This window comes from Streptomyces sp. TRM68367 (genome assembly GCF_014495685.1).
Classification (GTDB): Bacteria; Actinomycetota; Actinomycetes; order Streptomycetales; family Streptomycetaceae; genus Streptomyces.
Map to the genome: position 1 here is coordinate 1 of NZ_JACTVI010000091.1, position 25,319 is coordinate 25,319.

Sequence of the window (25,319 nt, forward strand, 5' to 3'; positions counted from 1 at the left end):
CCTTGCAACCCTCCAAGCCCGGGTCCTCACCCAAACCGGCGAGCCCCACAACAAGATCAAGACGACATGTTAATGATCTGCAAGCCCTAAGGGTTGTCCCGTAAATGATCTTTAGCTGGTGCGGCTGTGGTCCGTCCGGCAGCGAGCTGTCCATCTGTCCGGTGCGGATGAGGTTGTGCGGGCGATGTTGAGCACGGCAGCTGGAAGTAGGCTGCCTCAGGCTCGAACCTGGTCACGGGGACCAGCGCGCCTGGGGGTGATTGACCTGATAGTTAGTCATGGGTCCGCGGCTGCAGCATCGGTGGCTCGCCGAGCAGGCAGAGTTCTGGGGCTCGTTGGCGCCGTTGCGGTTGCGCTGACGGTGGTGCTGTTGTCGCCTTTCGTGCTGGAGGCACTATCCGGCTCCAAGGGCGTGGACTGGAACAGGCTGAGTCAGATCGGCGCGGCGTACGGCTTCACCTCGGCGATCGTCTCGGCGCTGGCGTTGGCCGGCGTCGCTGTTTCCCTGGTCGTGCAGAACCGGCAGGCGAGGGCGGAGCAGGTCCAGGGGATTCGCAGCTATTACCTGGAACTCGTCCGCCTAGAATTCGACGACATGCCGCTCTTTCAGCCCGTGTGGGGCGACACTGACATCGTCGATCCGCATGAGCAGAAGCGGCATGTCTACGCCGACCTCATGATGAACTACGCGTGGATGGGCTTCGAGATCGGGACCATTCGCGAAGGTCTGCTGCGGGACATGCTCGCCGGGATGTTCGCCGGAGAGGCTGGCCGACATTACTGGAGCAGGGCTCACACCTCGTGGATCCCCAGCACGTCCGCAAGCCGGGTCGGTCGTCGCTTCCTGGCCATCGTGGGCGAGGAGCACGCTCGGGCTGTCGCTTCCGGACCGCCGACTCGCTCGACCATTGCGTCCCGTCCGCCTGCCGTGCCGCCTGCGGGGGCGTCGCCCGCGCTGCGGACATCGGTCGGTGCCCTGATCGGTCTGGGCGCCGGCCTGGCGCTCGGGTCGCTGCTGCGCAGCCGACGTTAGGCGTTGCCTGCCACAGGCTAGATGATCACGGTGTGGCTGGTGTGATTACGGCGTCGGAGCCGTCTTGGATAACGCCGTGGCCGGGGCGGTGTGCTGATTACGGGCGGCGGCACTGGCAGCCGGGAACAGGGCCAGTGGACCCCGTGTGGACCACGCCCCCCGAGCGGCGTCCGCGCCCGGTAGTCTGTACCCGCTCCGCCCCTGGTGGGCCGGGGCGCAGGTGGGTTGCCCGAGCGGCCTAAGGGAACGGTCTTGAAAACCGTCGTGGCAGCGATGTCACCGTGGGTTCAAATCCCACCGCCTCCGCAGGTCACAGACGTGCTGGTCAGAAGGGGCGTCCCTCAATGAGGGGCGCCGCCTCTGCATGGAGGGTGTCTCACCTTGATCCGGCTCTGTCGCGTTGTGGATCAGTGCGTGAGGATCAGGCGTGGACCAGATTCATGCCGCGAGATGTGGTGTGACCAGGGCTTTTGTTACGCCCGGGCTGAGGTGCCAGCGCCATCCGATTCGGCACCATCGCTACCGTCGTTCTTGTCCTGACCGCCCCCGGCGACCATCGCTTCAACAAGAGCGGCCAACACTGCGGCCCGGCGCTCGTCGCTCAGCCCGGCATTGGCGATGAGACGTTCCGCGGCCAGATAGCGCGAGAACTCAAGAGGCTGATCGAAGTAGGCACGCAGACGCTCCGCGGAAGCCTCTTGTGAACGGACGAAGGTGCGACTCACGTAGCCGGCCAGCCCCGCAGCGACGGCCCCCGCCGGGGAGTGGGGTGGGCACCGGGCGGGGACGGGAGCTTGCGGGGGCGCTGGTCGGCGGGTGGGCAACGGATACACGCGGAGGGAGTACCGGGCGTCGTAGTCCGTCACGGTGAACATGAACGCCCGACCGGTGGCGAGGGAGCCCAACGCGTGCTCGTAGGCGCGGTCGTCGTCTGCCCATGCACGCAGGTCTGCGTCAGGGCGAGGAGCGTCCGGACCATCGGTCGTGAGGGGTGCGTCTCGGAGGAACAGAGCACCAGGGTCCGGGGACAGCAGCCGGGCGAGGCGGTGAGCTTCCGGCGGAGCCAGCGGGCGGCGAGGCGCGGGGAACGGCCACGGTAGGTGGCGAGCAGGATCTCGCGGGAGCCGCTGAGGTCGTGGGCGGTCGCCTCACAGCGGAAGGCTATGGGCGACCGCGTCGAGGCACGTACAGAGGCCGGCGGGGCGAGCATCAGCACGGCTCGGCTCACCGCGCGTGCTCCCGTGCCGATTCCCTCGCGGCGATGAGCTGTGTGAACTGGATAGAGTACAGCTCGACTTGCGCCGGGGTGAGCACGAGCACCGTCTCGCAGGTGCCGCCGTCTTCGTAGTGAACGGTGACCGGCAGCGCGGCCTGCTGGGCGCGGTGGTCGTAGATGGCGTCTCGCCGCATGGGGGTAACGTGCGTGACCGGGACCGGCACGGGGCGCAGGGTGGTCCGGTCCGACACTTGGCACGCCAGTCTTCTCCCCCGCCCGGCGGGCGCAGTTGGTACGACCTACTGCAGCAGCTCGGACTACCACTACTTCGGTGACCAGCCGAGCGGTGACTACCACATCACCGTGACGAAGATCCAGGGGAGCACCTCGGGCTACTACCTGAGTGTGAACTCGGTATACACCCGATACTGATCGGTGCCGTGAAGCATCGTCGTCATCGGTAGAAGGCTGTGAGGCTGTGTCTGTCGAGTTCGCCACCTGCACCTACCAGTACCGGCGGGGCCCGGTCGTCCTTGACAGACTCAGCTTCGCCTTCCCCAAGGGCCGCACCGTGCTGCTCGGCCCCAACGGCGCGGGCAAGACCACGCTGCTTGCCCTGGCTGCCTCTGCCTTGAAGTCCCGCTCCGGCACCGTCTCATTCGGGGGACTCAACCCGGCCGCACGTTCCCAACTGCGCGCCTACCGGCGCCAGGTCGGGTGGATGCCCCAGCACATCACCCCTGTTCCCGGCATGACATGCCAGGAGCAGGTGGCCTATGCCGGATGGCTCAAGGGCATGTCACGACGCGAGGCATGGGACGCGGCTCTGGAAGCACTCGGACGCGTCGGACTCGCCAAGAAGGCCGCCCAGCAGGCGTCCGCGCTGTCCGGTGGCCAGCTGCGCCGCGTCGGCGTGGCCCAGACGCTGGTGCACTCCTCCCGGCTGGTACTGATGGACGAACCCACGGCAGGACTCGACCCCGCGCAGCGGGCCACCTTCCGCAAGGTTGTCGAGCAGCTCTCCGAGAGTGCCGACGTCGTCGTCTCCACCCACCAGACCGAGGATCTCTCCGAGGTCTACGACCACGTCGTCGTCCTCCTGGAAGGGGCGGTCCCATTCAGCGGTACCGTCAAGGAGTTCTATGCCCTGGCCCCGACGGACACCGCGTCTGGGCGGCTGGCCGAAGGCGCCTACACGGCCGTCCTCGGCGGGGGCGAAGCATGGTGATGTTCCGTTTCCACCCGCGGGCCAACTCCGCCGTTCTCGCCGCCCCGCTGCTGCTGTTGATCGTGGTCATCTACGTCTTCTCGGACGACGTCTCACGGGATCTGGACGGCTATTGGACCGCAGCCACCGCGAAGGCGGCCTCGGCCCTGATGTTCATTGCCCCGGTAACCGCGGCATGCGCCGCCTGGGAAGTCGGACGAATTCGCCGCGCCAGAATCGGTGCCGGGACTCCAACCAGGAACGGGTGGCAGATCGCCGCAGCCGCCCTCGCACCGGTCGTGCTGCTAGGTTTTCTCGCCCTCGCGGTAGCGCTTGCCGGAGCACGCCTGCAGATGGACTCCGCCCCGGGATGGCCCGACGCCGGGATCATCGCATCGACCGCCGTCACCTTGTGCGCACACATCATCGTCGGCTACGCGGTTGGCCTGTGGCTGCCCGCCGTCGCCTCGGTGCCCATGGTCCTGGTCGGCGACTATCTGTGGCACGTGTACCCGCCCGCGCTGCAGCCTCTGTGGCTGCGCCATCTCACCGAGCCGGCCCGCGGCTGCTGCATGAATACCGATGCTGCCGACGTGGCGGGCATCGTCGGATCTGCGCTTGTGGCCATCGGCCTGGCCGCCCTGGCCGTCGCTGCCGTGGCGGGCTCGCGGCACACACCCCGCCTGGGGCACGTGCCGGACTCCGTGCCCTACACGGCTTACGCGGTGGCGCTGGTCGCCGCCATGGCCACCACGGCCGGGAGCGTCAGCCTCGTAGACAAGCTCGGCCCCGACGCCGTCCGGGCACGCTCTGCCACGGATCTGGTCTGCGTCAACCCCAGTGGTACGCGGGTGTGCGTCTGGCCCGAGCACGCGCCCCGGCTCAATGAGACGGCCCGTACCGTCAGCACGGCGGTCGAGCGCCTCCGCCTCGTCGGAGTGCCCGCACCGGATGTCGTCACCGAAGGCAGCCGGCAGTCCACACAGAAGCAATGGACGGTAACGGTCAGGCAAGATCCCAGCTTCACCAGCCAGGACATCCTGGCCTCTCTCACCGCTGATCTCACCATGGTTCTGGTCACCAGTCAGGACAACGGCACCCCTGCGAACTGTCCGGCCGACCCGACGCAGGCAGCGCAACAGGCATTCCAAGCCGAGTCCGAGCTGCGCAGCTGGCTATCGGTACACGCCGGAATGAGCCCGCAGGAAGCCCAGCGGCGCTCGGACATCCCTCAGACGTGGCCGTCCGTTTCGCGGGTCCTTGCAGCCAACGCGAGCAGCCAGAAAGACTGGTACCGCTCTACCCTCGCCAAGGTCCGGTGCATGCCGCGATGACATGGTGGCTTGACACACGCCGCCTAACCCTGCTCGCACTAGTCACCGCTGGCTTCTGGGCTGTGGCCTTCCTCGCAGGGAACAGCAGTCTGCCGCTGCCACAGCTGGGCGGAGCAACCTCGGCGAACATCCCTCTCATCCTCTTCGCTCCCCTGGCACCAGCCATCGCCCTCAATACCTGCTACGGCACCCCCGCACCCATCGAGGCGACAGCGGTACGCCGCGTCGCCGGCCTCGACACCCTGCTTGCCGTCGCAGTGGTGGCGGCAACGACCGCGGTCGCAGCCCCGATCGCGGCGGGATGGATCAGCGGGTCCCACGGCGCCACAGCCCAGGCGGCCGTCCGCAACCTGGCCTGTTACACCGGCCTCGCCCTCATCGGCAGAGCGGCCCTCGGCACCCATGCCTCCACCGTGATTCCCACACTCTTCGCCTTGATCGTCTCCGTCTTCGGCTACGGACCCGAGCAGACAGCACACTGGTGGGCGTGGCCCGCGGCAGACGTCTCCGACTCCCTCTCCTGGGTGGGCTCCGCTGCCCTCCTGGTGATCGGTCTGTTCCGCACGATCCGGACAGACTTTCCTCGGCATTCGTAACGGGCGGTGAAAGAGAGCGGCGCTCGAATGTGGCACCGCACCGGCTTGGGGCTGACGACAATGGTGATGGCAACGACGGCACACAGAGACCGGGGATCACAGCCGTCGGCGATCAGCTCGCAGGCAGGCGAAGCCTCGGCAGGAGAGGCTGCCCGATCCTACGGATCAGAAGGTCGCAGGTCTTCGAGCGGAACACAGGGCCAGTGGACCCCGTGTGGACCACGCACCTCGCGAGACGCGTGAGGCCGGTACGCTTTACCCGCTCCACTCCAGGTGGGTCGGGGCACAGGTGGGTTGCCCGGAATAATTGTCAATACCTGTGGATCGGTTGAGTTCCCGCAGTCGCGTGCCTGGTCATCCCCGCTCGGGACGTAGCAGAACCTCGCTCCCGATGGGTGTGAACCCGCAGGCGAGGAAGGCACGAAGGGAGCGGGCGTTGCCGGGGGAAACGGCGGCGAAGACCGGTTCGCCTTCCGGAATCAGGGAAAGGGCGTCAGCGAGAAGTGCTCGTCCGTGCCCCTGGCTGCCGTCCTGAGCGTCGTGGAGTTCGATACTCAGCTCCCGCCGCCCGGCGAGGATCGTCTGCATCGGCCAGCTCCGTCAGGCGCGGCGGGCCGCCCATGCCGCGAGCCGTGAGTGTCGCGTCGGTGACGCCGATCCATCCCTTGGGTCCGGTGAGGTAACGCAGGAAGTCCGGGGAGAGCGACGCGCCGTAGCCGTCCGGCCCCTGGGCGCATACGGCCTGGTCAGTCATGGCGGTGGCGACGACGGCGTGACCGGTGAAGGCGAGCGAGCATTCGAGCCCTCCGGGCAGGGGCGGCAGCACCGTCAACCGGCCGTCGACCGGTGGGAAGCAACCGTCGGCGGCGTCCATGAAGAACGTGAGCAGCGGGTGCGATTCACCCACGATAGGCCACCTGTCTGTCGAGGAAGTCCAGCACGGAGCAATTGTCGGACAGGTTCCATTGATCGGTCGAGGTTGTTCATGCCACGAGGATTTCCGGCCGTTCGACGAGGTGGCCCCGTTCGAAGCGGGCGCCGGCCCGGACCAGGGCGACGAGGTGGGGTGCGTTCACCGCGCGCCAGCGGGCTTGCGCGGACTCGACGAGTTTGAAGACCATGGCCAGGGCGGCGGCGCGGCTGCCCGCGCCCTTGGTGACCTTGGTCCGCAGGCGGACGGTGGCGAAGGTCGACTCGATGGGGTTGGCGGTCCGCAGGTGGATCCAGTGCTCGGCCGGGAAGTCGTAGAACGCCAGCAGCTGGTTCTGGTCATCGGTGATCTTCTTGACGGCCTTTTTGACGAGATGGCTCTGCCCAAGCGCGTGTGCCCTCCCCAGTGGCGGCGACGCCTAGAAAGCATTTCCATGTGCGATGACGATTTGCGGCTGTCAGGTTCTGGCCATTCCCGTTTCTGCGACGTGGGGGTGTCGAGGGAGGGGACTAAGGTCCAGGGCAGGCCGTCCGAACCGCCTGCCAGCTGAGGGTCCCCACGGTCGGCCAGGGGAGGGGAGAACGGCATGAGCGGAGGCCGACGCGCGTTGCGCCTGCTGGAAGGAGCGTGCGCGGTCATCGCGGTGCTCTACGCAACGCTCTTGGCGTTGTTCACGAACTACGACGCCCTGCTGATCACCTACAAGAACGGCGACCTCACCCCGACGATCGCGGTCTTCACAGGGGCATGCGTCGGCTGGCTGAGCCTGCGCTTGGTGCGGTCACTGCGACGCCCGCCGGTTGGGCTGTTCGTCGGTGGTTTGTGCGCCGTTGCTCTGGTGGCCGTGCTGTGGTGGACGACCCGCCCCACGGTGGAGGAGAAGCACGTCACGCCCACTCCGGGCACCGGGCGCTTCTGGGAGTCACAGCCCCCCGACAGTACTCCGGACACGGCGCCCCCTCCGGCACCGCCGACCGCCGGGCCATAACCAGCCCGGTTTGGGCGCTAGCCAGCGAGAAACCTGAAGACCGGAGCCGACCGGTGGACCCCGTGTGGACCACCGGCCCGGTTCGCTACTGGTGGCCGGTACGCTGTAACCGCTCCGTCCCACTTGGGCGGACAGGAGGTGGCTTGCCCGAGCGGCGCAGCGAACGGTCCTGAAACCGTCGTGGCAGCGATGTCACCGTGGGTTCAAATCCCACCGCCTCCGCGCGAGGAGCAGTGAGAACGGCCCCTGACCTGGGTAGTTGGTCGGGGGCGCCGTTCTCTTGTCCGGTCACCGTGACTGACCGGAGTTTGCCGTGGGTTCCTGCTCTGTCGGGCACGCGTCGGGCATGCAGGCCGTCGTGTCTCGATCGGCTCTGCCGCTTCTGGGTATCTGCATCTACTCTGCGTGTCCATGGGGAAAGCGGTGCGTCTGTACTGGGGATACATAGCGGCTGCGGCTCTCATCGTCGCGTGGAGCCAGCAGTGGTCGCTGCCAATCGTTGTTGCTCTCTCGGGTGCGGTCTCCGCTTATGCCTGCTTCCAGGTACCGGTCTGGTGTGGAGCGGTCAACCGAGACGGAACCTACTGCCGCAACAACGCTTACGGCGTGCTGATGGGGTGCCGGAACCGCCAGCATCGGTGGCAGAAGCTCAAGATGATTGTCCTGCGTAGCAAGGCCGGAGACTTGAGCCGTGCGGTCTTCCCCACGGCGAAGGAGAAGTTCAATGCGGTCCTCGCTGTGGGAGGTCTGCTTTCGGCTGTCGCAGCGGTGATCGTTCCAGCCGTGACGGGAGGATGAAGTCCTACTCCCACGACTCACCCGCAGCTCCCATCCGGTCTGCCGTCGACCCACACACCGGTGGAGCGGGCTGTTCGGCTCTGGTTGGATCGATGGCAGACGGGATGGGAGCTCCACTCGTAGACCTCTCGGTCGGCACTCGCGAACGGCGTCCCCTCCATCGCGCTCTCAGCTTGGGAAGCTGCGGTCATTCACGGCGGGTTCGGGCGCTGACCTGCGCGAACGGCCGAGGAGCAACCTCGTCGGGCTCAGCGGCTTGCACCGTGATTGCGCGCTGTTCACCGCTTGAACTGGTGCGCTTGTGGTGCGGCCGTGCAGTCCGCCACCTTCTGATCTGTCGCTCTGTAGAGGTAAGCGATGGGCAAGAGTTGTGGATCAGCCGAGGCCATTCCCGGCGCTCGGCCGCGCCCGCGTCCCAAGCCTCCGCCGGGAATCGGTACGGACGCGTAACTCGCCTGCGTGGATGCCGAGTTGGCGCCAAGGGCGGCTGTACTCCGCGCGGTCCCGTTCATGAGGAGCGGGCATCCGTTCCGGCCGTTCCCGCTCCTGCGGCGCTCCGCGGCCGAGCGGCGGTCGTCAGCAGGGGTCGTAGCATCGCAGCCGTGAGCCCGGTGAACGGTCGTGTGCTGGTCGTCGACGACGACGCCGCCATCCGGCGTTCGCTGGAGCGGGGCCTGCGGCTGAACGGCTTCTCCGTCGTACTGGCCGACAGCGGTCGCGCGGCACTGGAGGCGGTCGGTGCCGGGTCGCCGGACGTGGTGGTGCTGGACATCTCCATGCCCGGCCTGAGCGGCATCGACGTGTGCCGCACGCTGCGGGGAGACGACAACGACGTGCCCGTGCTGATGCTCTCCGCCCTCGACGAGGTCTCCGACCGGGTCGCCGGACTCCAGGCGGGCGGTGACGACTATCTCGTCAAGCCCTTCGCCCTCCAGGAGCTGGTGCTGCGGCTGGGCGCGTTGCTGCGCCGCCGACCGCCCGCCGCCGACGACCGGGTGCGTGTCGGGCCGCTGGTGCTGGCACCGGCCGCGCGCGAGGCGCACATCGACGGTGAACCGCTGAAGCTCACGCGGCGTGAGTTCGAGCTGCTGGAGGTGCTGACCCGCAACGCCGGGATCGTACTGACCCGGGACCAGCTGCTGGACCTGGTGTGGGGCTACGACTTCGAGGTGCGCACCGACGCGGTGGACACCTTCGTCAGCTACCTGCGCCGCAAGCTGGAGGCCGGTGGTCGGCCCCGGATGCTGCACACCGTGCGCGGGGTCGGCTTCGTCCTTCGCGAGCCCCGGGACGCCATGCCGTGAGGCTGTCCACGCGGATCGCGATCGCCGTCGGCGTCACCGTACCGCTGCTGGTACTGGCGTCCGGCCTGTTGCTGCTGGGACTTGTCACCAAGGACCTGCACCAGCAGCAGGACGCCGGGCTGAGCGATCGGGCCGCCGCCCTCACCCCGGAGGCCAAGGCGCTGCTGCGGGCCACCGCGTCGGGCAGGCCGCCGTCCGTCGAACACGCCCGTGAGCGGCGGCTGTTCGCGTCCGCGCTCGACGTGGGCGTACGGCTGACGGGCCCCGCGGGCACGGTGACCGCCGGCGGCCCCCAGCCGGACGCGTCCGTGGGGCTGCCGCCGAGCGCCACGACACCCGTCACCGTACGCGCGGCCGGCGAGGGCAGTTGGCGGGTGCTGTCGGTGCCGGTGTCCGTCAACCGCCCTGCGGTGGACGGCACCCTGTGGTTGTTCTCCCCGGACACCGCGAACCGGGCGCAGATCCGACTGGTGCGCGGACGGATGCTGACCGTCGCGCTTCTCGCCGCCCCGCTCACCGGGGCCGTGGCCTGGGCAGTGGCCGCCGGTGCCGTACGACCGCTGCGGCGGCTTCAGCGGCGTACCAGCGGCCTCGACCCCAGGACCAGTGCCACGCGCCTCGACGACACCCCGACCGGGATCGCCGAGGTGGACGACCTGGCCCGGACGATCCGTACCGTGCTCGCCCGCTACGACCAGCAGACCGCCCGCACCGCGCAGGCGCTGGAGGTGGCCCGCTCGTTCTCGGCCGCCGCCTCGCACGAGCTGCGCACCCCGCTGATGAGCATGCGGACCAACCTGGACATTCTCAGCGAACACCCGGACCTGGCGGAACCGGACCGCACCGAGGTGCTGGCGGACCTGCGGCGCGAGCACACCCGGCTGCTGGGGCTGCTGGAGATGCTCCGGGCGCTGGCCCGGGGCGACCTGGTCGAGGCGGACGCTCTTGGCCCGGTCGATCTGACGGAGGTCGTGGACGCCTCGGTCGCCGACCTGCGTCGCAGACATCCGGACGCGGAGGTGACCGTGGCCGGCTCCCCGGGACTGTGGACGCACGGCTGGGAGCAGGGACTGCGATCCGCGGTGGACAACCTGCTGGCCAACGCCTGCACCCATGGGCGGACCGAGGACGAACGGGCCCGTATCGAGGTGACCCTGCGCCGGGACGGGCAGGAGGCCGTGCTCACCGTGGACGACCGGGGGCCGGGCATCCCGCCTGAACAGCGAGATGCCGTGTTCCGGCGGTTCCACCGCCGTCCGGACAGCCCCGGGTCGGGACTGGGGCTCACTCTCGTCGCACAGCAGATCGCGCTGCACCAGGGCGGCGTGAGGGCCGGGGACCGCCCGGACGGGCGGCGCGGCACACGGTTCGAGGTGCGCCTTCCGACGAGAGCGGACCACACGCTTCCGCCGCCGCGCAGAGACTGGCTCTCGGCGGCCGGGACGTCACAAGGTTTCCACAAAGACGGCTTCTAGTTTCCTCCGCGTCAGGCACCTCGCCTCACCGGAAGGAACACCTCATGCGAGCCAGGAAGACCGTCGTCATCGGCGTGACGGTGGCTGCCCTAATGGGCGTTGCGGGCACCGCCGTGGCGGAGAACGCCGGCGCGTCCCCATCGCACAAGCCCGCCGCCACGGCCGGAAAGGCCGGCGTCGAGAAGCTGTGCAAGCGCGCTCCGAAGATGGAGCAGCGGATCGAGAAGAAGCTCAGGCGACTGGAAGGATCGGGGAAGGGCTCCATCGCCAAGCTCGAGAGGCGGGCCGACGCGGCGAAAGCCGCCGGCGACAGTGCGGTCGCGAAGTACCGCGATGACCAACTGGCCTTCCGCAAGTCCCTCGTACCGACACTCCAGCAGCGGGAGAGGGACCTGGCCAAGGTCCACAGCTCGTGCACCTGAGGCTGGAAAGCGTCCAGGGGCCGTGCCGGATCGACTCCGGCACGGCCCCTGGACCTGCGCTTTCCGAGGGTATCCAGCTGGGCGCTCGGGATGAGTCGAGCAGGTCGGGAAGAGGCGCCTCGTCCGGCATGCCGCCCAGGTGAAGCACGCTGTCCGCTCCCGCGAGCGCCGCCTCTACGGCGGCCGCGTCCGGTCGAGGTTAATCGCTGGCCCGGTTCGCGCGCGGCTGCGCACAGTGGGGGCATGGTGATCTCTGGCGGTGGGTTCATGCCGGGTGTCGAGTTGTCCGGGGTGTTGTACGAGGAGGCGGTGCGGCCGGTTCTTCAGGAAGGCTGGCCGGGGGTGGCGTATGCGGCCGCGCGTGTGGGGGCGGGGTCGGAGGTGTTGGGGTTTGATACCGCGCGGTCGGCGGATCATGATTGGGGGCCGCGGCTGGAGATCTTTCTGGAGGCCGAGGACCGGGTTCGGTACGGCGCGGAGATGGGGCGTGTGCTGGGCGAGCGGCTGCCGAAGCAGGTGCGGGGGTGGCCCACCCACTTCCAGGAGAGCGGCGATCCGCTGGATCCCGTCGGGCGCATGCGGCTGACGGACGGTCCCGTCAACCACCGCGTGGATGTGTACGACGTGGACGGGTGGCTGGCCGGGATGACGGGGGTGGCCGGACTGGCCGAGATCGGTTCGGCTGAGGGGACGCTGCCCGCGCGCGTGTGGCTGGCCATTGCGCAGCAGCGGCTCGCCGAGGTGACCGGCGGGGCGGTGTTCCACGACGGGCTCGGCTCGCTCAGCGCCGTACGGCGCAGGCTGGCCTGGTATCCGGAGCAGGTGTGGCGGTATCTGCTGGCGTGCCAGTGGCAGCGCATCTCGCAGGAGGAGGCGTTCGTGGGGCGCTGCGCGGAGGTGGGGGACGACATCGGCTCGGCCGTCGTGGCCGGGCGGCTGGTGCGCGACCTGATGCGGCTGTGCCTGTTGCTGGAGCGCCGCTATGCGCCGTACAGCAAGTGGCTCGGCAGCGCGTTCCGGCAGTTGGAGGTGGCCGAGTCGCTGGCCCCCTCGCTGCGCGGCGTGCTGGCGGCGACCGACTACCCGGCCCGTGAGCGGCACCTGTGCGACGGCTACGAGACCGTGGCCGCGCTGCAGAATGCCTGCGGGCTCATCGCCCCCGTGGACCCGCGGCGCCGGCCGTACCATGCACGGCCCTTCCTGGTCCTGCACGCCGAGCGCTTCGCGCACGCCCTCGCGCAGAGCGTCACGGACCCGGAGCTGCGGGACCTGCCGCTGGTGGGAGGCGTGGACCAGTGGGCGGACAGCACCGACCTCCTCAACCAGCCGCAGGTCATCCGGGCGGCCACCGGGGCCATCGGCCGTGCCGAGCCGTCAGCGCGGCTTCCCGAAGAACTCGCGGATGTCGGCGACGAGTAGATCCGGCGCCTCCAGCGACAGGAAGTGGCCGCCGCGGTCGAGTTCGGTCCATCGGGAGATGGTGTGGTCGCGTTCGGCCCAGCGGCGGATCGTGACGTCGTGGGCGGAGAGGAGGACGGCCGTGGGGACGGAACCCTTCCGTGCGGCCGTCCAGTCGGCGGCCGGGGCGGATCCTTCCGGCGTCTCCGTCCAGTCGGCGGCCGGCGTGGACCCCTCCGCCGCCTCCGTCCAGCTGTCCGCGGCCGTCTCGCCGGCCGCGCTCCCGGTGCCCGCCCAGGCGTTCGCCGACATCTCCTCGTAGTAGATCTGCGCCGCCGAGGCCGCGTGGCCGTCAGCCAGTACAGGGAGACCTCGGTCAGGATGCGGTCGCGGGGGACGCTGTCCTCGGGGAGGCCGTCCTCCGGGGCGGTGAGTTCCTTGAACTTATCGACGATCCACGCGAGTTGGCCCACGGGGGAGTCCGTGAGGGCGTAGGCCACGGTCTGCGGGCGTTTGGCGTTGCACTGCAGATAGCCGTCGTTGAGGTTCTCCCTGTCCTAACCGTCCGGCAGTCTGGTGGCAGTGAGCATCCGGCAGTCCGGCGGCACGCCGGAGACCACGTGGCGGAGCTTCAAGCGGCGCTCCCTACGACGGCCGGTGCCCCGTCAGCCGCGCCGCCGACGCGATGGTCGCGCGGGCCTCGCGTGCGGACAGGCCGGTGCCCCGGGCCGCGTCGACCAGCGCGTCGACGAGGGCGGGTCCGATGCCGTCCTCGTAGGCGCGGCAGGCCGCCCAGAACAGGCGGGTGTTGCGCTGGCCCTCGTGCGCGGCGAGGACGAACTGGACGAGGCCCTGCCCGTGTCCGCCGGTGGCGGCGGGCGCGGGATGGTGCGGGCGGGGCGGGGGCAGCAGCAGGCGCAGCAGGGCGGGCGGGCAGGCGGCGGGGGCGAGATGACCGGTGCCCGGCGCGGTACGGTACGCGCCGTGGTCGGTGCGGGAGCCGGGGCCGACGAGGTAGCCGCCGGCGCCCCGGACGTCGATGCCGGGGGCGAGGCGGCCCGCAGAGTTGGGGACGACGACGTCGGGTGGGCCGCTCAGCCACAGGTGGCGGCCGCCGCTGGGGGTCAGGACGACGACCGTGTCGGGGATCGTGAACAGGTGGCGCAGGGCCAGTTCGCGCAGGGCGGCGGAGGCGTCGGTGCCGGTCTTCACGTCCAGGTCGATGCCGATCAGGTGGTGCGGGGGCAGGCCGCAGGCGATGCCGTAGCCGGTGGCCCGGGGCGCGGCGGCGAACAGCTCGCGGATGCGCGCCGGGTCGGTGGCGGCGTCGTAGACCCCGTGGCCGAAGCGGCCGCACTCGCCGTGGCAGGGCGGGGCCGTCGGGTCGGGGTCGTCACGGTGCGGGGAGCGCAGGGCCGGAAGTTTCGTCCGGGACAGGGGGATGACGGCCAGTCCGCGCTCGGCGGCTGACAGGGCGTGCGCGAGGGCCAGCGTCGTGGCCTGCCGGTCGGTGGTGGCCATGCCCTCCATGTTCGTACGTGTGTTCGAAAAAAGAAAGGGGATTGGCGGCGACGCGCCGGGGCGGAGAGATCGGCTGGAAAAGGGAGGCCGTCGGCGACGGTGCCCCGAACCAGAGCAACACCGCCCAGGTCAACGGCTCCGCATTCACTGCCGTCAACCAGGGCAGCGAGAACACCGCCGTCAGCTTCACTCCGCTGTGGTGAGTTGACGGGCCTGTGCACCGGCACGCCCTGTCTCCTGTCTGGGAGTGCGTTGTGGGGTGTTGTGCGTCTGTGCGGCGGTGCTTCGGCGCCGCCGCACAGACGTTTCCGTGCTTCTCCGCGGTGGCCCGGTGATGCGGCGGCGGGGCGTGAGATCCGCTTGACAGGCGACCGTATCTGACGGACAGTCAGAAAAATCTCTCGGAGATCGTGGGAACCGGAGTGGGAACCGGATCGGCGTGCGCGGTGTACCAGAAATGTCAGGTGTGCGGGACGACGAGGGGGACACATGACAGCGGAGCCGGAGGTGCGCGAGGAGTTCGGTGCGCGGCTGAAGGCGTACGAGGGGCGCGCGGCGGCCGTCGCGGGCATCGGCAGGGACCCCGTCAACGCGCCCATGATCCGGCACTGGTGCGAGGCCCTGGGCGACACCAACCCGGCGTATGCCGGTTCCGACGCGATCGCCCCGCCCACCATGCTTCAGGTGTGGACGATGGGCGGCCTCTCCGGCCACGCGGAGCGCACGGCGGCGTGGGGCGAGCTGCTCGCCCTGCTCGACGCGGCGGGCTGCACCTCGGTCGTCGCCACCGACTGCGAGCAGGAGTACGTCCGCCCCCTGCGCCCGGGCGACGAGATCACCTTCGACACGGTGATCGAGTCGGTCTCGGAGCGGAAGACCACCCGGCTGGGCACGGGCCACTTCGTGACGACCCGCACCGACATCCGCCTCACGGACGGCACCCTCGCGGGCACCCACCGCTTCCGCATCCTCAAGTACGCCCCCGCGAGGGAGCCGAGTAGCCGGCCGGAACCGCGGGAACGCCGCCCGCGCCCCGTCGTCAACCGCGACAACGCCGGCTTCTGGGAGGGCGTCCGGCAGCACCGGCTGCTCATCCAGCGCTGCACCGCCTGCGGCACCCTGCGTCACCCCTGGCTCCCCGGCTGTACCGCCTGCGGCAGCCCCGACTGGGACACGGTGGAGGCGTCCGGCGAGGGCACGGTCCATTCGTACGTCGTGATGCACCACCCGCCCTTCCCGGCCTTCGACCCGCCGTACGCGGTCGCGCTAGTCGAACTCGCCGAGGGCGTGCGGATCGTGAGCAACGTGGTCGGGGTGCCGTACGACAACGTGCGGATCGGGATGCCGGTACGGCTCGTCTTCCAGTCGTACGACGAGGAGCTGGTGCTGCCCGTCTTCCAGGGGGTGACGGCATGAAGGCCGGTGACGAACTGCCGCCGCTGGAGATCGAGATCACCCGCACACTGATCGTCGCCGGCGCCATCGCCTCGCGGGACTACCAGGACGTGCACCACGACCCGGAGCTGGCCCGGGAGAAGGGCTCTCCAGACATCTTCATGAACATCCTGACCACCAACGGCCTGGTCGGCCGCTACATCACCGACCACTTCGGCCCGGCGGCCGGCCTCCGCAAGGTCGCCATCCGGCTCGGCGCACCCAACCACCCCGGCGACACGATGACCCTGACGGGCAGAGTCGAGGAGGTCGACGGCGACACGGCGACCGTCCGGGTCGTCGGCGCCAACGGCATCGGCAGACACGTCACGGGCACGGTGACGGTCACCGTCCCGCCGGGACCGCCGGGACCGCCGGGGCCACCAGGGCCACCAGGGCCACCAGCGCCACCGGCACCGTCGGCATCGCCGGGAGGCGCGCGATGAGCGTCCGCACGCGGGACGGCCTCGGCGGGCGCGCGGCGATCGCCGGTATCGGTGCCACCGAGTTCTCCAAGGACTCCGGGCGCAGCGAGCTGCGGCTGGCTGCGGAGGCGGTGCGAGCGGCGCTGGACGATGCGGGGCTCACACCGGCCGACGTGGACGGCATGGTCACGTTCACCATGGACACCAGCCCCGAGATCACCGTCGCCCACGCCGTAGGCATCGGCGAGTTGTCCTTCTTCTCCCGGGTCCACTACGGCGGCGGCGCGGCCTGCGCGACCGTCCAGCAGGCCGCCCTCGCCGTCGCCGCCGGCGTGGCGGAGGTCGTGGTCTGCTACCGCGCCTTCAACGAGCGCTCCGGCCGCCGCTTCGGCTCCGGCGTCCGGCACCGGGAGCCGACGGCGGAGGGCGCGGCGCTCGGCTGGGTGATGCCGTTCGGGCTGCTCACGCCCGCCTCCTGGGTGGCCATGGCGGCCCAGCGGTACCTCCACGCGTACGGTCTGACGACGCAGGCGTTCGGGCACGTGGCCGTCCTCGACCGCAAGCATGCGGCGACGAACCCGGCGGCGTACTTCCACGGCCGTCCCATCACCCTCGCCGACCACACCGCCTCCCGCTGGATAGCCGAGCCGTTGCGGCTGCTGGACTGCTGCCAGGAGACGGACGGCGGCCAGGCCCTGGTCGTGACGTCCGTGGAGCGGGCCCGCGATCTGCGGCATCCGCCCGCCGTCGTCACGGCGGCGGCCCAGGGCGCGGGCCGGGCCCAGGAGCAGATGACGAGCTTCTACGGCGACGACCTCACCGGCCTGCCCGAGATGTCGGTGGTGGCCCGGCAGCTCTGGCGGACCTCCGGGCTCACCCCGGCCGACATCGACGTCGGCATCCTGTACGACCACTTCACCCCGTTCGTCCTCATGCAGCTGGAGGAGCTCGGCTTCTGCGCCCCCGGCGAGGCGGCCGACTTCGTCGCGGCGGAGGCCCTGCCCCTCAACACCCATGGCGGCCAGCTCGGCGAGGCCTACCTGCACGGCATGAACGGCATGGCGGAGGCCGTACGACAGCTGCGCGGCACGTCCGTGAACCAGATACCCGGCGCCGCCCGGACCCTGGTGACGGCCGGGACGGGCGTACCGTCCTCGGGCCTGATCCTGACCACCGACACCTGAAGCTCCCGACCGCCGACCGCCGACCGCCGACCGCCGACCGCCGACCGCCTACCCCTGAGCGCCCTGCCCCGACAACCGAGCGGCGAGGGTCCGCCGGCCCGCACCGCCCACCCGTCCCCGACCTCCGCCCCCAGGGGTAAACCCGCAGTACGAATCGGCCGATCGTCCACCTCCAGGAGGTGCAGACAGCCCTGCCCCTACAACCTGAGGGGGATTCGTCTTCGGGACCTGCGGCCGATCCGCCGGAGGCACCCCCGCTTCTAGCGTGGAGCCATGACCACACCCGTCTGCAACCGCGCTTCGAACGCCGCCGCGCCCGCGACGACGCAGACCCTCCCGTATCCGTCGTTCTCGTCGTACGTCAGGGCTCGCCAGCCGGTGCTGCTGCGTACCGCCCGGTCGCTGACCGCGAACCCGAGCGACGCGGAGGACCTGCTGCAGACCGCGCTCACGAAGACGTATGTCGCCTGGGAGCGCATCGAGGACCACCGCGCGCTGGACGGCTATGTGCGCCGTGCGCTGCTGAACACGCGCACGTCGCAGTGGCGCAAACGCAAGGTGGACGAGTTCGCGTGCGACGAACTGCCCGAGCCGGAGCCGGTGCCCGGCGAGAACGACCCGGCCGAGAAGCAGGCGCTGCACGACGCGATGTGGCGGGCGATCATGCGGCTGCCGGTCCGGCAGCGGGCGATGGTCGTCCTCAGGTACTACGAGGACCTCAGCGAGGCACAGACGGCCGAGGTGCTCGGGGTGTCGGTCGGCACGGTGAAGTCGGCGGTCTCGCGTGCGCTCGGCAAGCTGCGCGAGGACCCTGAGCTGGGACTTGTCCGGTAAGGAGCCCACCTGGGGACCACCCTGGGCCCCCGCTGGGGACCGACGTGAACTGATCGATCATCCCCTCCTAGTGACATACCGCCCGGTATGCGCGCAGAATCAGCGCAACCTTTTCCGCGCCGCAGGCAATGTCGCCCCGGGAGGACGCCGTGCTGAGCACCATGCAGGACGTACCGCTGCTGATCTCCAGGATCCTGACCCACGGGTCGACGATCCACGCAGCATCACAGGTGACGACCTGGACCGGTGAGGACGAACCGCACCGCCGCTCCTTCGCGGAGATCGGCGCCCGCGCGGCCCAGCTGGCGCACGCGCTCCGGGACGACCTCGGTGTCGTCGCCGACGACCGGGTGGCAACACTGGCCTGGAACAACGCCGAACATGTCGAGGCGTACTTCGCGATCCCCTCGATGGGCGCGGTCCTGCACACCCTGAACCTCCGCCTTCCGCCGGAGCAGCTGGCCTGGATCGTCGGCCACGCGTTCGACAGGGTCGTGATCGTGGGCGGTTCGCTGCTGCCGCTGCTCGGCCCGCTGCTCCCGCACCTCAAGACGGTCGAGCACGTCGTCGTCACCGGCCCCGGCGACCGCTCGGCGCTGGCGGACGCGACCGCGCAGGTGTACGAGTACGAGGAGCTGATCGCCGGAAAGCCGACCACGTACGACTGGCCGGAGCTGGACGAGCGCCAGGCCGCCGCCATGTGCTACACCTCCGGCACGACCGGCGACCCCAAGGGCGTGGTCTACAGCCACCGCTCCATCTACCTGCACTCCATGCAGGTCAACATGGCCCAGTCGATGGGCCTGACCGACCAGGACACCTCGCTGGTCGTAGTGCCCCAATTCCACGTGAATGCCTGGGGGTTGCCGCACGCGACCTTCATGACGGGCGTGAACCTGCTGATGCCGGACCGCTTCCTCCAGCCGGGCCCGCTCGCCGAGATGATCGAACACGAGAAGCCGACGCACGCTGCGGCCGTCCCCACCATCTGGCAAGGCCTGCTCGCCGAGCTGAACGCCAGGCCGCGCGACGTCACGTCCCTCACCCAGGTCACCATCGGCGGCGCGGCCTGTCCGCCCTCCCTCATGGCGGCCTTCGACAAGCTGGGCATGCGGGTCTGCCATGCCTGGGGCATGACGGAGACCTCCCCGCTCGGCACCATCGCCCGTCCGCCGGCGCAGGTGCTCGGCATGGACGAGGAGTTCGCCTACCGCCTCACCCAGGGCCGCTTCCCGGCCGGCGTCGAGGCCCGCCTGACCGGCCCCGGGGGCGAGCGCCTCCCCTGGGGCGGCACGTCGGCCGGCGAGCTGGAGGTCCGCGGCCCGTGGATCGCCGGCGCCTACTACAACGGCCCCGACGCCGAACCCCTGCGCCCCGCCGACAAGTTCAGCGAGGACGGCTGGCTGAAGACAGGCGACGTGGGCACGATCAGCGCCGACGGCTTCCTCACTCTCACCGACCGCGCCAAGGACGTCATCAAGTCCGGCGGCGAGTGGATCTCGTCGGTGGAGCTGGAGAACGCGCTGATGTCCCACCCGGACGTCGCCGAGGCCGCGGTCGTCGCCGTCCCCGACGACAGGTGGGGCGAGCGCCCTTTGGCCACGGTCGTCCTCAAGGAGGGCGCCACCACCGACTTCGCGGCGCTGCGCGGCTTCCTCGCCGACGGGGGGAAGATCGCCAAGTGGCAGCTGCCGGAGCGCTGGACGATCATCGAGTCGGTCCCGAAGACGAGCGTCGGCAAGTTCGACAAAAAGGTCCTGCGCAGGCAGTACGCCGCGGGCGAACTGGACATCACCCAGCTCTGACGCCGCGGCCCGGCACCGACTGGCCCCCGCCCGGGGTCAGTTGGTGCCGATCCGCGACAGCAGCTCCACGATCCGGGACTGCACCTCGTTGCTGGTGGAACGTTCCGCGAGGAACAGCACCGTCTCGCCGGAGGCCAGGCGCGGCAGGTCGGCCTGGTCGACGGCGGCGGTGTAGACGACGAGCGGGGTGCGGTTGAGCTGCCCGTTCGCGCGCAGCCAGTCCACGATCCCGGCCCGGCGCCGGTGCAGCTGCATCAGGTCCATGACGACCAGGTTCGGCCGGAAATCGCCCGCCAGCGTCACCGCGTCGGTATCGCTCGCCGCCCGCGCCACCTGCATCCCGCGCCGCTCCAGCGTCGCCGTCAGCGCCAGCGCGATCTCCGCGTGCTCCTCGATGAGCAGCACGCGCGGCGGGTGCTGCTCGCTGTCGCGCGGCGCTAGCGCCTTGAGGAGTACGGCGGGATCGGCGCCGTACGCCGCGTCCCGCGACGCCTGCCCGAGCCCGGCCGTCACCAGTATCGGCACCTCGGCCGCCACGGCCGCCTGCCGCAGGGACTGGAGCGCCGTCCGCGTGATCGGCCCGGTCAGCGGATCGACGAACAGCGCGGCCGGGAACGCCGCGATCTGCGAGTCGACCTCCTCGCGCGAGTGCACGATGACCGGCCGGTAGCCGCGGTCGCTCAGCGCCTGCTGGGTCGACACGTCCGGGGCGGGCCACACCAGCAGCCGGCGCGGGTTGTCCAGCGGCTCCGGCGGCAGCTCGTCGTCCATCGGCTGCGGCCGCGGCGGATCGGCGACCTCGATGGCCCCGCCGGGACCGTCCAGCGGTTCGGGCCCCTCAGCGGCGTTCTCGTCCGGTGCCCCTATGGCGTACGACCGCCCGCTGCCCTCGGTCGCCGGCGCGAGCCGGGACTGCCCGGCCAGCGACGGCTGGGCAGCCTGGGGCTGCTGCTGGGCTTGCTGCGGTTGCTGCGGCTGCGCGGGGGTCTGCTCACCCTGCGGGTGCGGACGCGCGGCCGGGTCGGGCGGCGTACCGAGCTTGCGGCGCCGGCCGGAACCGCCGGTCTGGTGCGGGGGAGGCGTGGCCGACGGGTGCGGGGCCGGGGGTGCAGAGGGCTGCCGGGCCTGAGCCGGGTTCGGTGCCTGTGCCTGTGCCTGTGCTTGTGCCGCCTGCCGGTTGAACGGCACCCCCTGCCCCAGCGTGCGCACGCTGATCGCCCGCCCCTGCGTCGAGTTCGGGTCGACCGGCGCGGCGGCGGCCTCGGCGGGCAGCGGCTGGGCGGCCTGGGCCGGGACGCCCTGCCCGGGAGTTCCCTGCGCGGGGGTCTGGTGCGGGGCGTTCGGCTGCGGGGGTACGGGGGCGGCGGGGGGCTGGGCGGTGCCGTCCGGCGGTACGGGTGCCGCCGTGCCGTTCTGCTGCGGCGGTACGGGCATGCCCTCGCCCTGGGTGTTGTCGGCCTCCGGCCAGATCTGCTGGGCGGGCGCGCCGTGGGGCGGCGTTCCCTGGGCCGGGTTGCCCTGGGCAGGTGTGCCCTGGGTGGGGGCGGCTTCCGTCGGGAGCGGCTGGTTGGGGGCCTGCGCCGGGGCCTGGTGGGGCGCGGGGGCGCCCTGGTCGGCGGCGACCGCCTGCTGCGCGGGGCCGGGCTGGGGTTGCTGAACCGGTTGTCCAGGAGCGGCTCCCGGTACGCCCTGGCCTGCGGTCCCCTGAGCGGGTACGGGGGCGTGCGCGGCCTGCGGGGGGACCGCCGCGGGTACGGCCGTACCGTGCGGGGCGGTGGCCGCGGCGCCCTGGCCGGGCGCGCCCTGAGCCCCTGCGGCCTGGGCCGGGACGTCCTGCCCGGGGGTTTCCTGGGCAGGGACGGGGTGGTGCGGGGCGGCGGCCTGGTGCGGAACGGCCTGATTCGTTGCGGTTTGGCCGACGACGGCCTGGTTGGGCACAGGCTGTGCCGGACCGTCCTGTGCGGCAGCTCCCTGTGCGGGCTGCGCAGGCTGGACGGCCTGGGGCGCCTGGGCGGGACGGCCGGGCTGTGCCGGTGCCCCGGGCGCCTGCGTCGGCTGGGCCACGGCACGGCGACGGCGCCCCGTCGGTGCGCTCGCGGGGTGCGGCTGCGGCGGGGTGTGGTCGTCGGCCTGGTCGTGTGGCACGGCGTCGTGCCGGCCGCCGTCATCGAGCGGGACGTCACCGGAGACGGCAGGCCCGGGAACCTGCATGCCCTGACCTTGCGCCTGACCCTGAGCGGCCTGCAGTTGAGCCTGCCCCTGCAACTGTCCCTGGGCCTGCGGCTGTCCCTGGCCCTGTACCGGGCCGGGGCCCTGCACTGGGACGAGTCCTTGCGGTTGGCCCTGGACCTGCGCCGGGCTCTGGCCACCCTGAACCTGACCCTGCCCTTGTACCGGGACGAGCCCTTGCGGCTGACCCGCGCCGTGCACCTGATCTTGCTCCTGCGCCGCGCCCTGGCCCTGATGACCAAGCTCCGGCACCTGACCGGATCCCGGCACCTGACCGTGCCCCTGCCCCGGCACCTGTCCCTGCCCCGGCACTGGACCCTGCCCCTGACCATGCACATGCCCCGGAGCCGGCACCGGCCCGGGCCCCTGCCCGGACGGCCCAGGCCCCTGCTGTCCCTGACGGTTCCCCGGCCCGTCCCCACCGTCACCGGAAGCCGGACCGGTCTGAGGAGCGCCGATCTGTGGAGCCCCCTGCTGCCCCTGCCCGACGACCTGCTCAGCGGGGCTCCCCTGGGCGGCAACCCCCTGATCCGCCTCGGCCGGTGGCAGGGCGAACACCTGGCGAGGGCTCGCCTCCTGCGCGGCGGCCCGTTCGTTCGCGGCGGCCAGTGCACGGCGACGGCGCCCCGTCGGCTGCCCGGCCTCCGCCGGGGCTACCTCGGTGGACGGCGCGGGCAGCGCCGGCGGCAGGGCGTGCTGCTCGCCGCCGTCGCGCCGGGCCCGCCGTCCGGTGGGCGCGGGCACGCCCTGCGGCGGTACGGTCCCGCCCAGCCCCGAACCCGTGGCCGCGGCGCCCGCGGCATGCTCGGCGGCCGTGACGACGGCACCCTCGGACACCCCGGCGGCATCCGCCTCGGCGGCGTCCTCGGCCGGCCGCCCGCGCCGCCGCCCGGTCCCGCCGGAGGCCGCACCGGCCGCACCGGCCTCTCCGGAGGCCGCACCGGCCGCACCGGCCTCTCCGGAGGCCTGCGCCGGAACCGGCGCCGCCCCCTCGACGGCCCGCCGCCGACGCCGCCCGGTCGGCGCGGCAGCCTCCGTACCGGAAGCACCAGTCGCACCGGACCCGGCCCCGTCGGTCGCACCGCCCTCGCCCGGCGCATCGCTCTCCAGGAACGCGTCGACGGACGACCGACGCGCGCGCCGCCGCCCGCCGCCCGAGGTCTGCCCGCCCTGAGCGGCGGCTTCCTCGGCCTGCGCCGCCCCGGCATCCGCGGCGACGGCCCCGGCCCCGCCCCCGAGCGGCACCTCGAGGACGAATGCACGGCCGCTCATCCCCGGCACCTCGTGCGTCTGCAGCACGCCGCCGTGCGCCCGTACGATCCCGCGCACGATCGGCTCGTGCACCGGGTCTCCCCCGGCGTACGGCCCGCGCACCTCGATCCGTACGACCTCACCGCGCTGCGCCGCCGCCACCACGACGGTGTTGTCCATGTAACCGCTCGCCGACACGGGCGCGTTGCCGGTCGCGTCGACGCCCGCCACGTCGGCGACGAGGTGCGCGAGGGCGGTGGCGAGCAGCCGCGGGTCGACCTCGGCCTCGATGGGCGGCGCGTGCACGGCGAACTGCACCCGCCCCGGCCCGATGAGCTCCACGGCCCCGTCGACACCGGAGGCGACGACCGCGTCGAGCATCACCTTCGTACGGGAGATCTGCTCGGCGCCGGTGTCGAGCCGCTGGTAGCCGAGGACGTTGTCGATGAGCGTGGTGATCCGCGAGTAACCGGCCGACAGATGGTGCAGCACCTGGTTGGCCTCGGGCCACAGCTGCCCGGCGTCGTCCGCGGCGAGCGCCGACAGATCGCGGCGCAGTTCCTCGAGCGGCCCGCGCAGCGAGCCCCCGAGCAGCGTCAGCAGCTGCTCGTGCCGCGCGGCGAGCGCCTCGTACCGGTCCTTCTCGCGCTCGCCGAGCGCGGCGTACCGCTCCTCGCCCGCGGCGAGTTCCTCCTCGTGCTGCTCGCGCAGCTGCTCCAGCTCGGTGACGTGCTGCTGGCGCAGCGCGGTGAGTTCGGAGGCGTGTTCCTCGGCGACCCGCTCCAGCTCCTCGGCGTGCCGCTCGGCCTCGGTCTGCTTGTCCTTGGCGAGCGCGTCGTACGGCCGCCGGTCGGTGAAGGTCATCACGGCGCCGACCAGCTGGTCGCCGTCGCGCACGGGCGCGGTCGTCAGGTCGACCGGCACCTTGCCGCCGTTCTTGGCGAACAGCACCTGCCCGCGCACCCGGTGCTTGCGCCCGGAGCGCAGCGTGTCGGCGAGCGGGGACTCCTCGTACGGGAAGGGCGACCCGTCGGGGCGCGAGTGCAGCACGAGGGTGTGCAGCTCGCGTCCGCCGAGGTCGCTGGCCCGGTAACCCAGTATCTGGGCGGCGGCCGGATTGACCAGCACGATCCGCCCGTCGGTGTCCGTGCCCACGACGCCCTCGGACGCGGCCCGCAGGATCATCTCGGTCTGTCGCTGCGAGCGCGCCAGCTCGGCCTCGGTGTCGACGGTGCCGGACAGGTCGCGTACGACGAGCATGAGCAGCTCGTCGCTGGTGTAGCCGTAACCGTCGTACGCTTGCTGCCCGTTCTCGAGATTCGCACTGGTGACCTCGACGGGGAACTCGCTCCCGTCCGTCCGGCGCGCGATCATCCGGGTCGGCTTGGTCCGGGCCCGCGGGTCGATGTGGTCGGGCCGCCGCATGGACCCGGGGATGAGCTTGGAGTCGAACTGCGGCAGCAGGTCGAGCAGCCCCCGCCCCACCAGGGCAGTCCCCGGCGTCTCGAAGGCCTCCAGGGCGATGGTGTTGGCGTTGACGACGGTCCCGTTGGCGTTGACCAGCACCAACGCGTCGGGCAGCGCGTCCAGTATGGCTGCGAGGCGAGCAGCGCCTCGGGATGGCCTGCTGCTCACGAGACGCTTCCTCCCTGTTACCGCGCTTTCCGACCGCTCGGGCCATCTTGCCAACCGGCCCGCAGCGTGTCACGCGAGGGAGTCTAAGGGCTGGGGTTGCGGTCGCGACGCCGGATGAGAGGGAGGTCGCACGAGGAAGTGACACCGCACCGACGCCGACGTGGCATGGACCGCCTGGCCACGTCACCCGCTCCTCGCCATACCTTCACGGGACCTTTCGGAAGTCGTTTCCCGTCCGCGTCCCGTCTGCACCCTGGCTGCGGCTCCCGTCGCGGGTCGGCATCCCTGATTCCCTTCCC

Annotated in this window: 23 protein-coding genes, 1 tRNA gene and 1 pseudogene; 18 read left to right on the plus strand and 7 right to left on the minus strand. The window is 71.2% G+C overall.

Going from position 1 to position 25,319, the window contains the following annotated elements; translation table 11 throughout:
- Positions 1 to 370: 370 nt before the first annotated feature.
- Together H8R17_RS36095 and H8R17_RS36100 are read left to right on the plus strand one after the other, a co-directional pair.
- Positions 371 to 1,033 (plus strand): DUF6082 family protein, encoded by a 663-nt coding sequence (locus tag H8R17_RS36095; protein ID WP_187827436.1) that lies wholly within the window; start codon positions 371 to 373, stop codon positions 1,031 to 1,033.
- Positions 1,034 to 1,253: 220 nt separating this feature from the next.
- Positions 1,254 to 1,339: transfer RNA gene (locus H8R17_RS36100), tRNA-Ser, on the plus strand.
- 167 nt (positions 1,340 to 1,506) lie between these two features.
- Here the strand turns inward: H8R17_RS36100 and H8R17_RS36105 are convergent.
- Together H8R17_RS36105 and H8R17_RS36110 are read right to left on the minus strand one after the other, a co-directional pair.
- Positions 1,507 to 1,758, minus strand: coding sequence for a hypothetical protein (locus H8R17_RS36105; protein WP_187827437.1), 252 nt, complete (start codon positions 1,756 to 1,758; stop codon positions 1,507 to 1,509).
- 499 nt (positions 1,759 to 2,257) lie between these two features.
- Positions 2,258 to 2,443, minus strand: a complete 186-nt coding sequence (locus tag H8R17_RS36110; RefSeq protein WP_187827438.1) for a hypothetical protein — start codon at positions 2,441 to 2,443, stop codon at positions 2,258 to 2,260.
- 13 nt (positions 2,444 to 2,456) lie between these two features.
- Between H8R17_RS36110 and H8R17_RS36115 the strand changes: the two genes are divergently transcribed.
- The 4 genes from H8R17_RS36115 to H8R17_RS36130 all read left to right on the plus strand — a co-directional run bounded on the left by H8R17_RS36115 (position 2,457) and on the right by H8R17_RS36130 (position 5,386).
- Positions 2,457 to 2,681: a hypothetical protein gene (locus tag H8R17_RS36115; protein ID WP_187827439.1), complete on the plus strand. Its 225-nt coding sequence runs from the start codon at positions 2,457 to 2,459 to the stop codon at positions 2,679 to 2,681.
- A 46-nt stretch (positions 2,682 to 2,727) separates the two neighbouring features.
- Positions 2,728 to 3,477: an ATP-binding cassette domain-containing protein gene (locus tag H8R17_RS36120; protein ID WP_187827440.1), complete on the plus strand. Its 750-nt coding sequence runs from the start codon at positions 2,728 to 2,730 to the stop codon at positions 3,475 to 3,477.
- On the plus strand, positions 3,471 to 4,790 hold the full coding sequence (locus H8R17_RS36125) for a hypothetical protein (RefSeq protein WP_223125893.1): 1,320 nt from the start codon (positions 3,471 to 3,473) through the stop codon (positions 4,788 to 4,790). Before H8R17_RS36120 ends, H8R17_RS36125 begins: the two co-directional genes overlap by 7 nt.
- 62 nt (positions 4,791 to 4,852) lie before the next feature.
- Positions 4,853 to 5,386 carry a hypothetical protein gene (locus tag H8R17_RS36130; protein WP_187827442.1) on the plus strand — a complete coding sequence of 178 codons (534 nt, stop codon included), beginning with the start codon at positions 4,853 to 4,855 and terminating at the stop codon, positions 5,384 to 5,386.
- A gap of 493 nt (positions 5,387 to 5,879) precedes the next feature.
- Here the strand turns inward: H8R17_RS36130 and H8R17_RS36135 are convergent, their stop codons facing one another.
- Positions 5,880 to 6,293, minus strand: a complete 414-nt coding sequence (locus tag H8R17_RS36135) for a hypothetical protein (RefSeq protein WP_262505778.1) — start codon at positions 6,291 to 6,293, stop codon at positions 5,880 to 5,882.
- Between the two features lie 76 nt (positions 6,294 to 6,369).
- Positions 6,370 to 6,681, minus strand: a pseudogene (locus tag H8R17_RS36140) (transposase); the annotation flags it as partial.
- 222 nt (positions 6,682 to 6,903) lie between these two features.
- Between H8R17_RS36140 and H8R17_RS36145 the strand changes: the two are divergent.
- The 6 genes from H8R17_RS36145 to H8R17_RS36170 all read left to right on the plus strand — a co-directional run bounded on the left by H8R17_RS36145 (position 6,904) and on the right by H8R17_RS36170 (position 12,723).
- The gene (locus tag H8R17_RS36145; protein ID WP_187827443.1) at positions 6,904 to 7,305 is read left to right on the plus strand and encodes a hypothetical protein; all 402 of its coding nucleotides are present in this window, start codon (positions 6,904 to 6,906) and stop codon (positions 7,303 to 7,305) included.
- A 411-nt stretch (positions 7,306 to 7,716) separates the two neighbouring features.
- Positions 7,717 to 8,103 (plus strand): hypothetical protein, encoded by a 387-nt coding sequence (locus tag H8R17_RS36150; protein ID WP_187827444.1) that lies wholly within the window; start codon positions 7,717 to 7,719, stop codon positions 8,101 to 8,103.
- A 602-nt stretch (positions 8,104 to 8,705) separates the two neighbouring features.
- The gene (locus H8R17_RS36155; protein WP_399477741.1) at positions 8,706 to 9,407 is read left to right on the plus strand and encodes a response regulator transcription factor; all 702 of its coding nucleotides are present in this window, start codon (positions 8,706 to 8,708) and stop codon (positions 9,405 to 9,407) included.
- Entirely contained in the window at positions 9,404 to 10,882 is a 1,479-nt protein-coding gene (locus tag H8R17_RS36160; RefSeq protein ID WP_187827445.1) for a sensor histidine kinase KdpD, read from the plus strand. Before H8R17_RS36155 ends, H8R17_RS36160 begins: the two co-directional genes overlap by 4 nt.
- A 44-nt stretch (positions 10,883 to 10,926) precedes the next feature.
- The gene (locus tag H8R17_RS36165; RefSeq protein ID WP_187827446.1) at positions 10,927 to 11,304 is read left to right on the plus strand and encodes a hypothetical protein; all 378 of its coding nucleotides are present in this window, start codon (positions 10,927 to 10,929) and stop codon (positions 11,302 to 11,304) included.
- A gap of 243 nt (positions 11,305 to 11,547) precedes the next feature.
- Entirely contained in the window at positions 11,548 to 12,723 is a 1,176-nt protein-coding gene (locus H8R17_RS36170; RefSeq protein WP_187827447.1) for a DUF4037 domain-containing protein, read from the plus strand.
- Here the strand turns inward: H8R17_RS36170 and H8R17_RS45950 are convergent.
- Both H8R17_RS45950 and H8R17_RS36180 read right to left on the minus strand, forming a co-directional pair.
- Positions 12,679 to 13,014 (minus strand): alpha/beta fold hydrolase, encoded by a 336-nt coding sequence (locus tag H8R17_RS45950; protein ID WP_223125894.1) that lies wholly within the window; start codon positions 13,012 to 13,014, stop codon positions 12,679 to 12,681. The genes H8R17_RS36170 and H8R17_RS45950 overlap by 45 nt on opposite strands.
- Before the next feature lie 333 nt (positions 13,015 to 13,347).
- The gene (locus H8R17_RS36180) at positions 13,348 to 14,223 is read right to left on the minus strand and encodes a bifunctional DNA primase/polymerase (RefSeq protein WP_187827448.1); all 876 of its coding nucleotides are present in this window, start codon (positions 14,221 to 14,223) and stop codon (positions 13,348 to 13,350) included.
- Between the two features lie 41 nt (positions 14,224 to 14,264).
- On the opposite strand from H8R17_RS36180, the gene H8R17_RS36185 reads away from it, so the two are divergent.
- From H8R17_RS36185 to H8R17_RS36210, 6 genes are all read left to right on the plus strand, one after another.
- The gene (locus H8R17_RS36185; RefSeq protein WP_187827461.1) at positions 14,265 to 14,426 is read left to right on the plus strand and encodes a hypothetical protein; all 162 of its coding nucleotides are present in this window, start codon (positions 14,265 to 14,267) and stop codon (positions 14,424 to 14,426) included.
- Positions 14,427 to 14,712: 286 nt separating this feature from the next.
- Positions 14,713 to 15,639, plus strand: a complete 927-nt coding sequence (locus H8R17_RS36190; RefSeq protein ID WP_187827449.1) for a bifunctional MaoC family dehydratase N-terminal/OB-fold nucleic acid binding domain-containing protein — start codon at positions 14,713 to 14,715, stop codon at positions 15,637 to 15,639.
- Entirely contained in the window at positions 15,636 to 16,103 is a 468-nt protein-coding gene (locus H8R17_RS36195) for a MaoC family dehydratase (RefSeq protein WP_262505779.1), read from the plus strand. Before H8R17_RS36190 ends, H8R17_RS36195 begins: the two co-directional genes overlap by 4 nt.
- Complete coding sequence (locus H8R17_RS36200; protein WP_187827450.1) at positions 16,100 to 17,266, plus strand: lipid-transfer protein; 1,167 nt, start codon at positions 16,100 to 16,102, stop codon at positions 17,264 to 17,266. The genes H8R17_RS36195 and H8R17_RS36200 overlap by 4 nt, the downstream gene beginning before the upstream one ends.
- Before the next feature lie 273 nt (positions 17,267 to 17,539).
- The gene (locus H8R17_RS36205; protein WP_187827451.1) at positions 17,540 to 18,100 is read left to right on the plus strand and encodes a SigE family RNA polymerase sigma factor; all 561 of its coding nucleotides are present in this window, start codon (positions 17,540 to 17,542) and stop codon (positions 18,098 to 18,100) included.
- 128 nt (positions 18,101 to 18,228) lie between these two features.
- Positions 18,229 to 19,905, plus strand: coding sequence for a long-chain fatty acid--CoA ligase (locus H8R17_RS36210; protein WP_187827452.1), 1,677 nt, complete (start codon positions 18,229 to 18,231; stop codon positions 19,903 to 19,905).
- Between the two features lie 36 nt (positions 19,906 to 19,941).
- On the opposite strand, the gene H8R17_RS36215 is transcribed toward H8R17_RS36210, so the two are convergent.
- The gene (locus H8R17_RS36215; RefSeq protein WP_187827453.1) at positions 19,942 to 25,020 is read right to left on the minus strand and encodes a PAS domain-containing protein; all 5,079 of its coding nucleotides are present in this window, start codon (positions 25,018 to 25,020) and stop codon (positions 19,942 to 19,944) included.
- Positions 25,021 to 25,319: the final 299 nt, after the last annotated feature.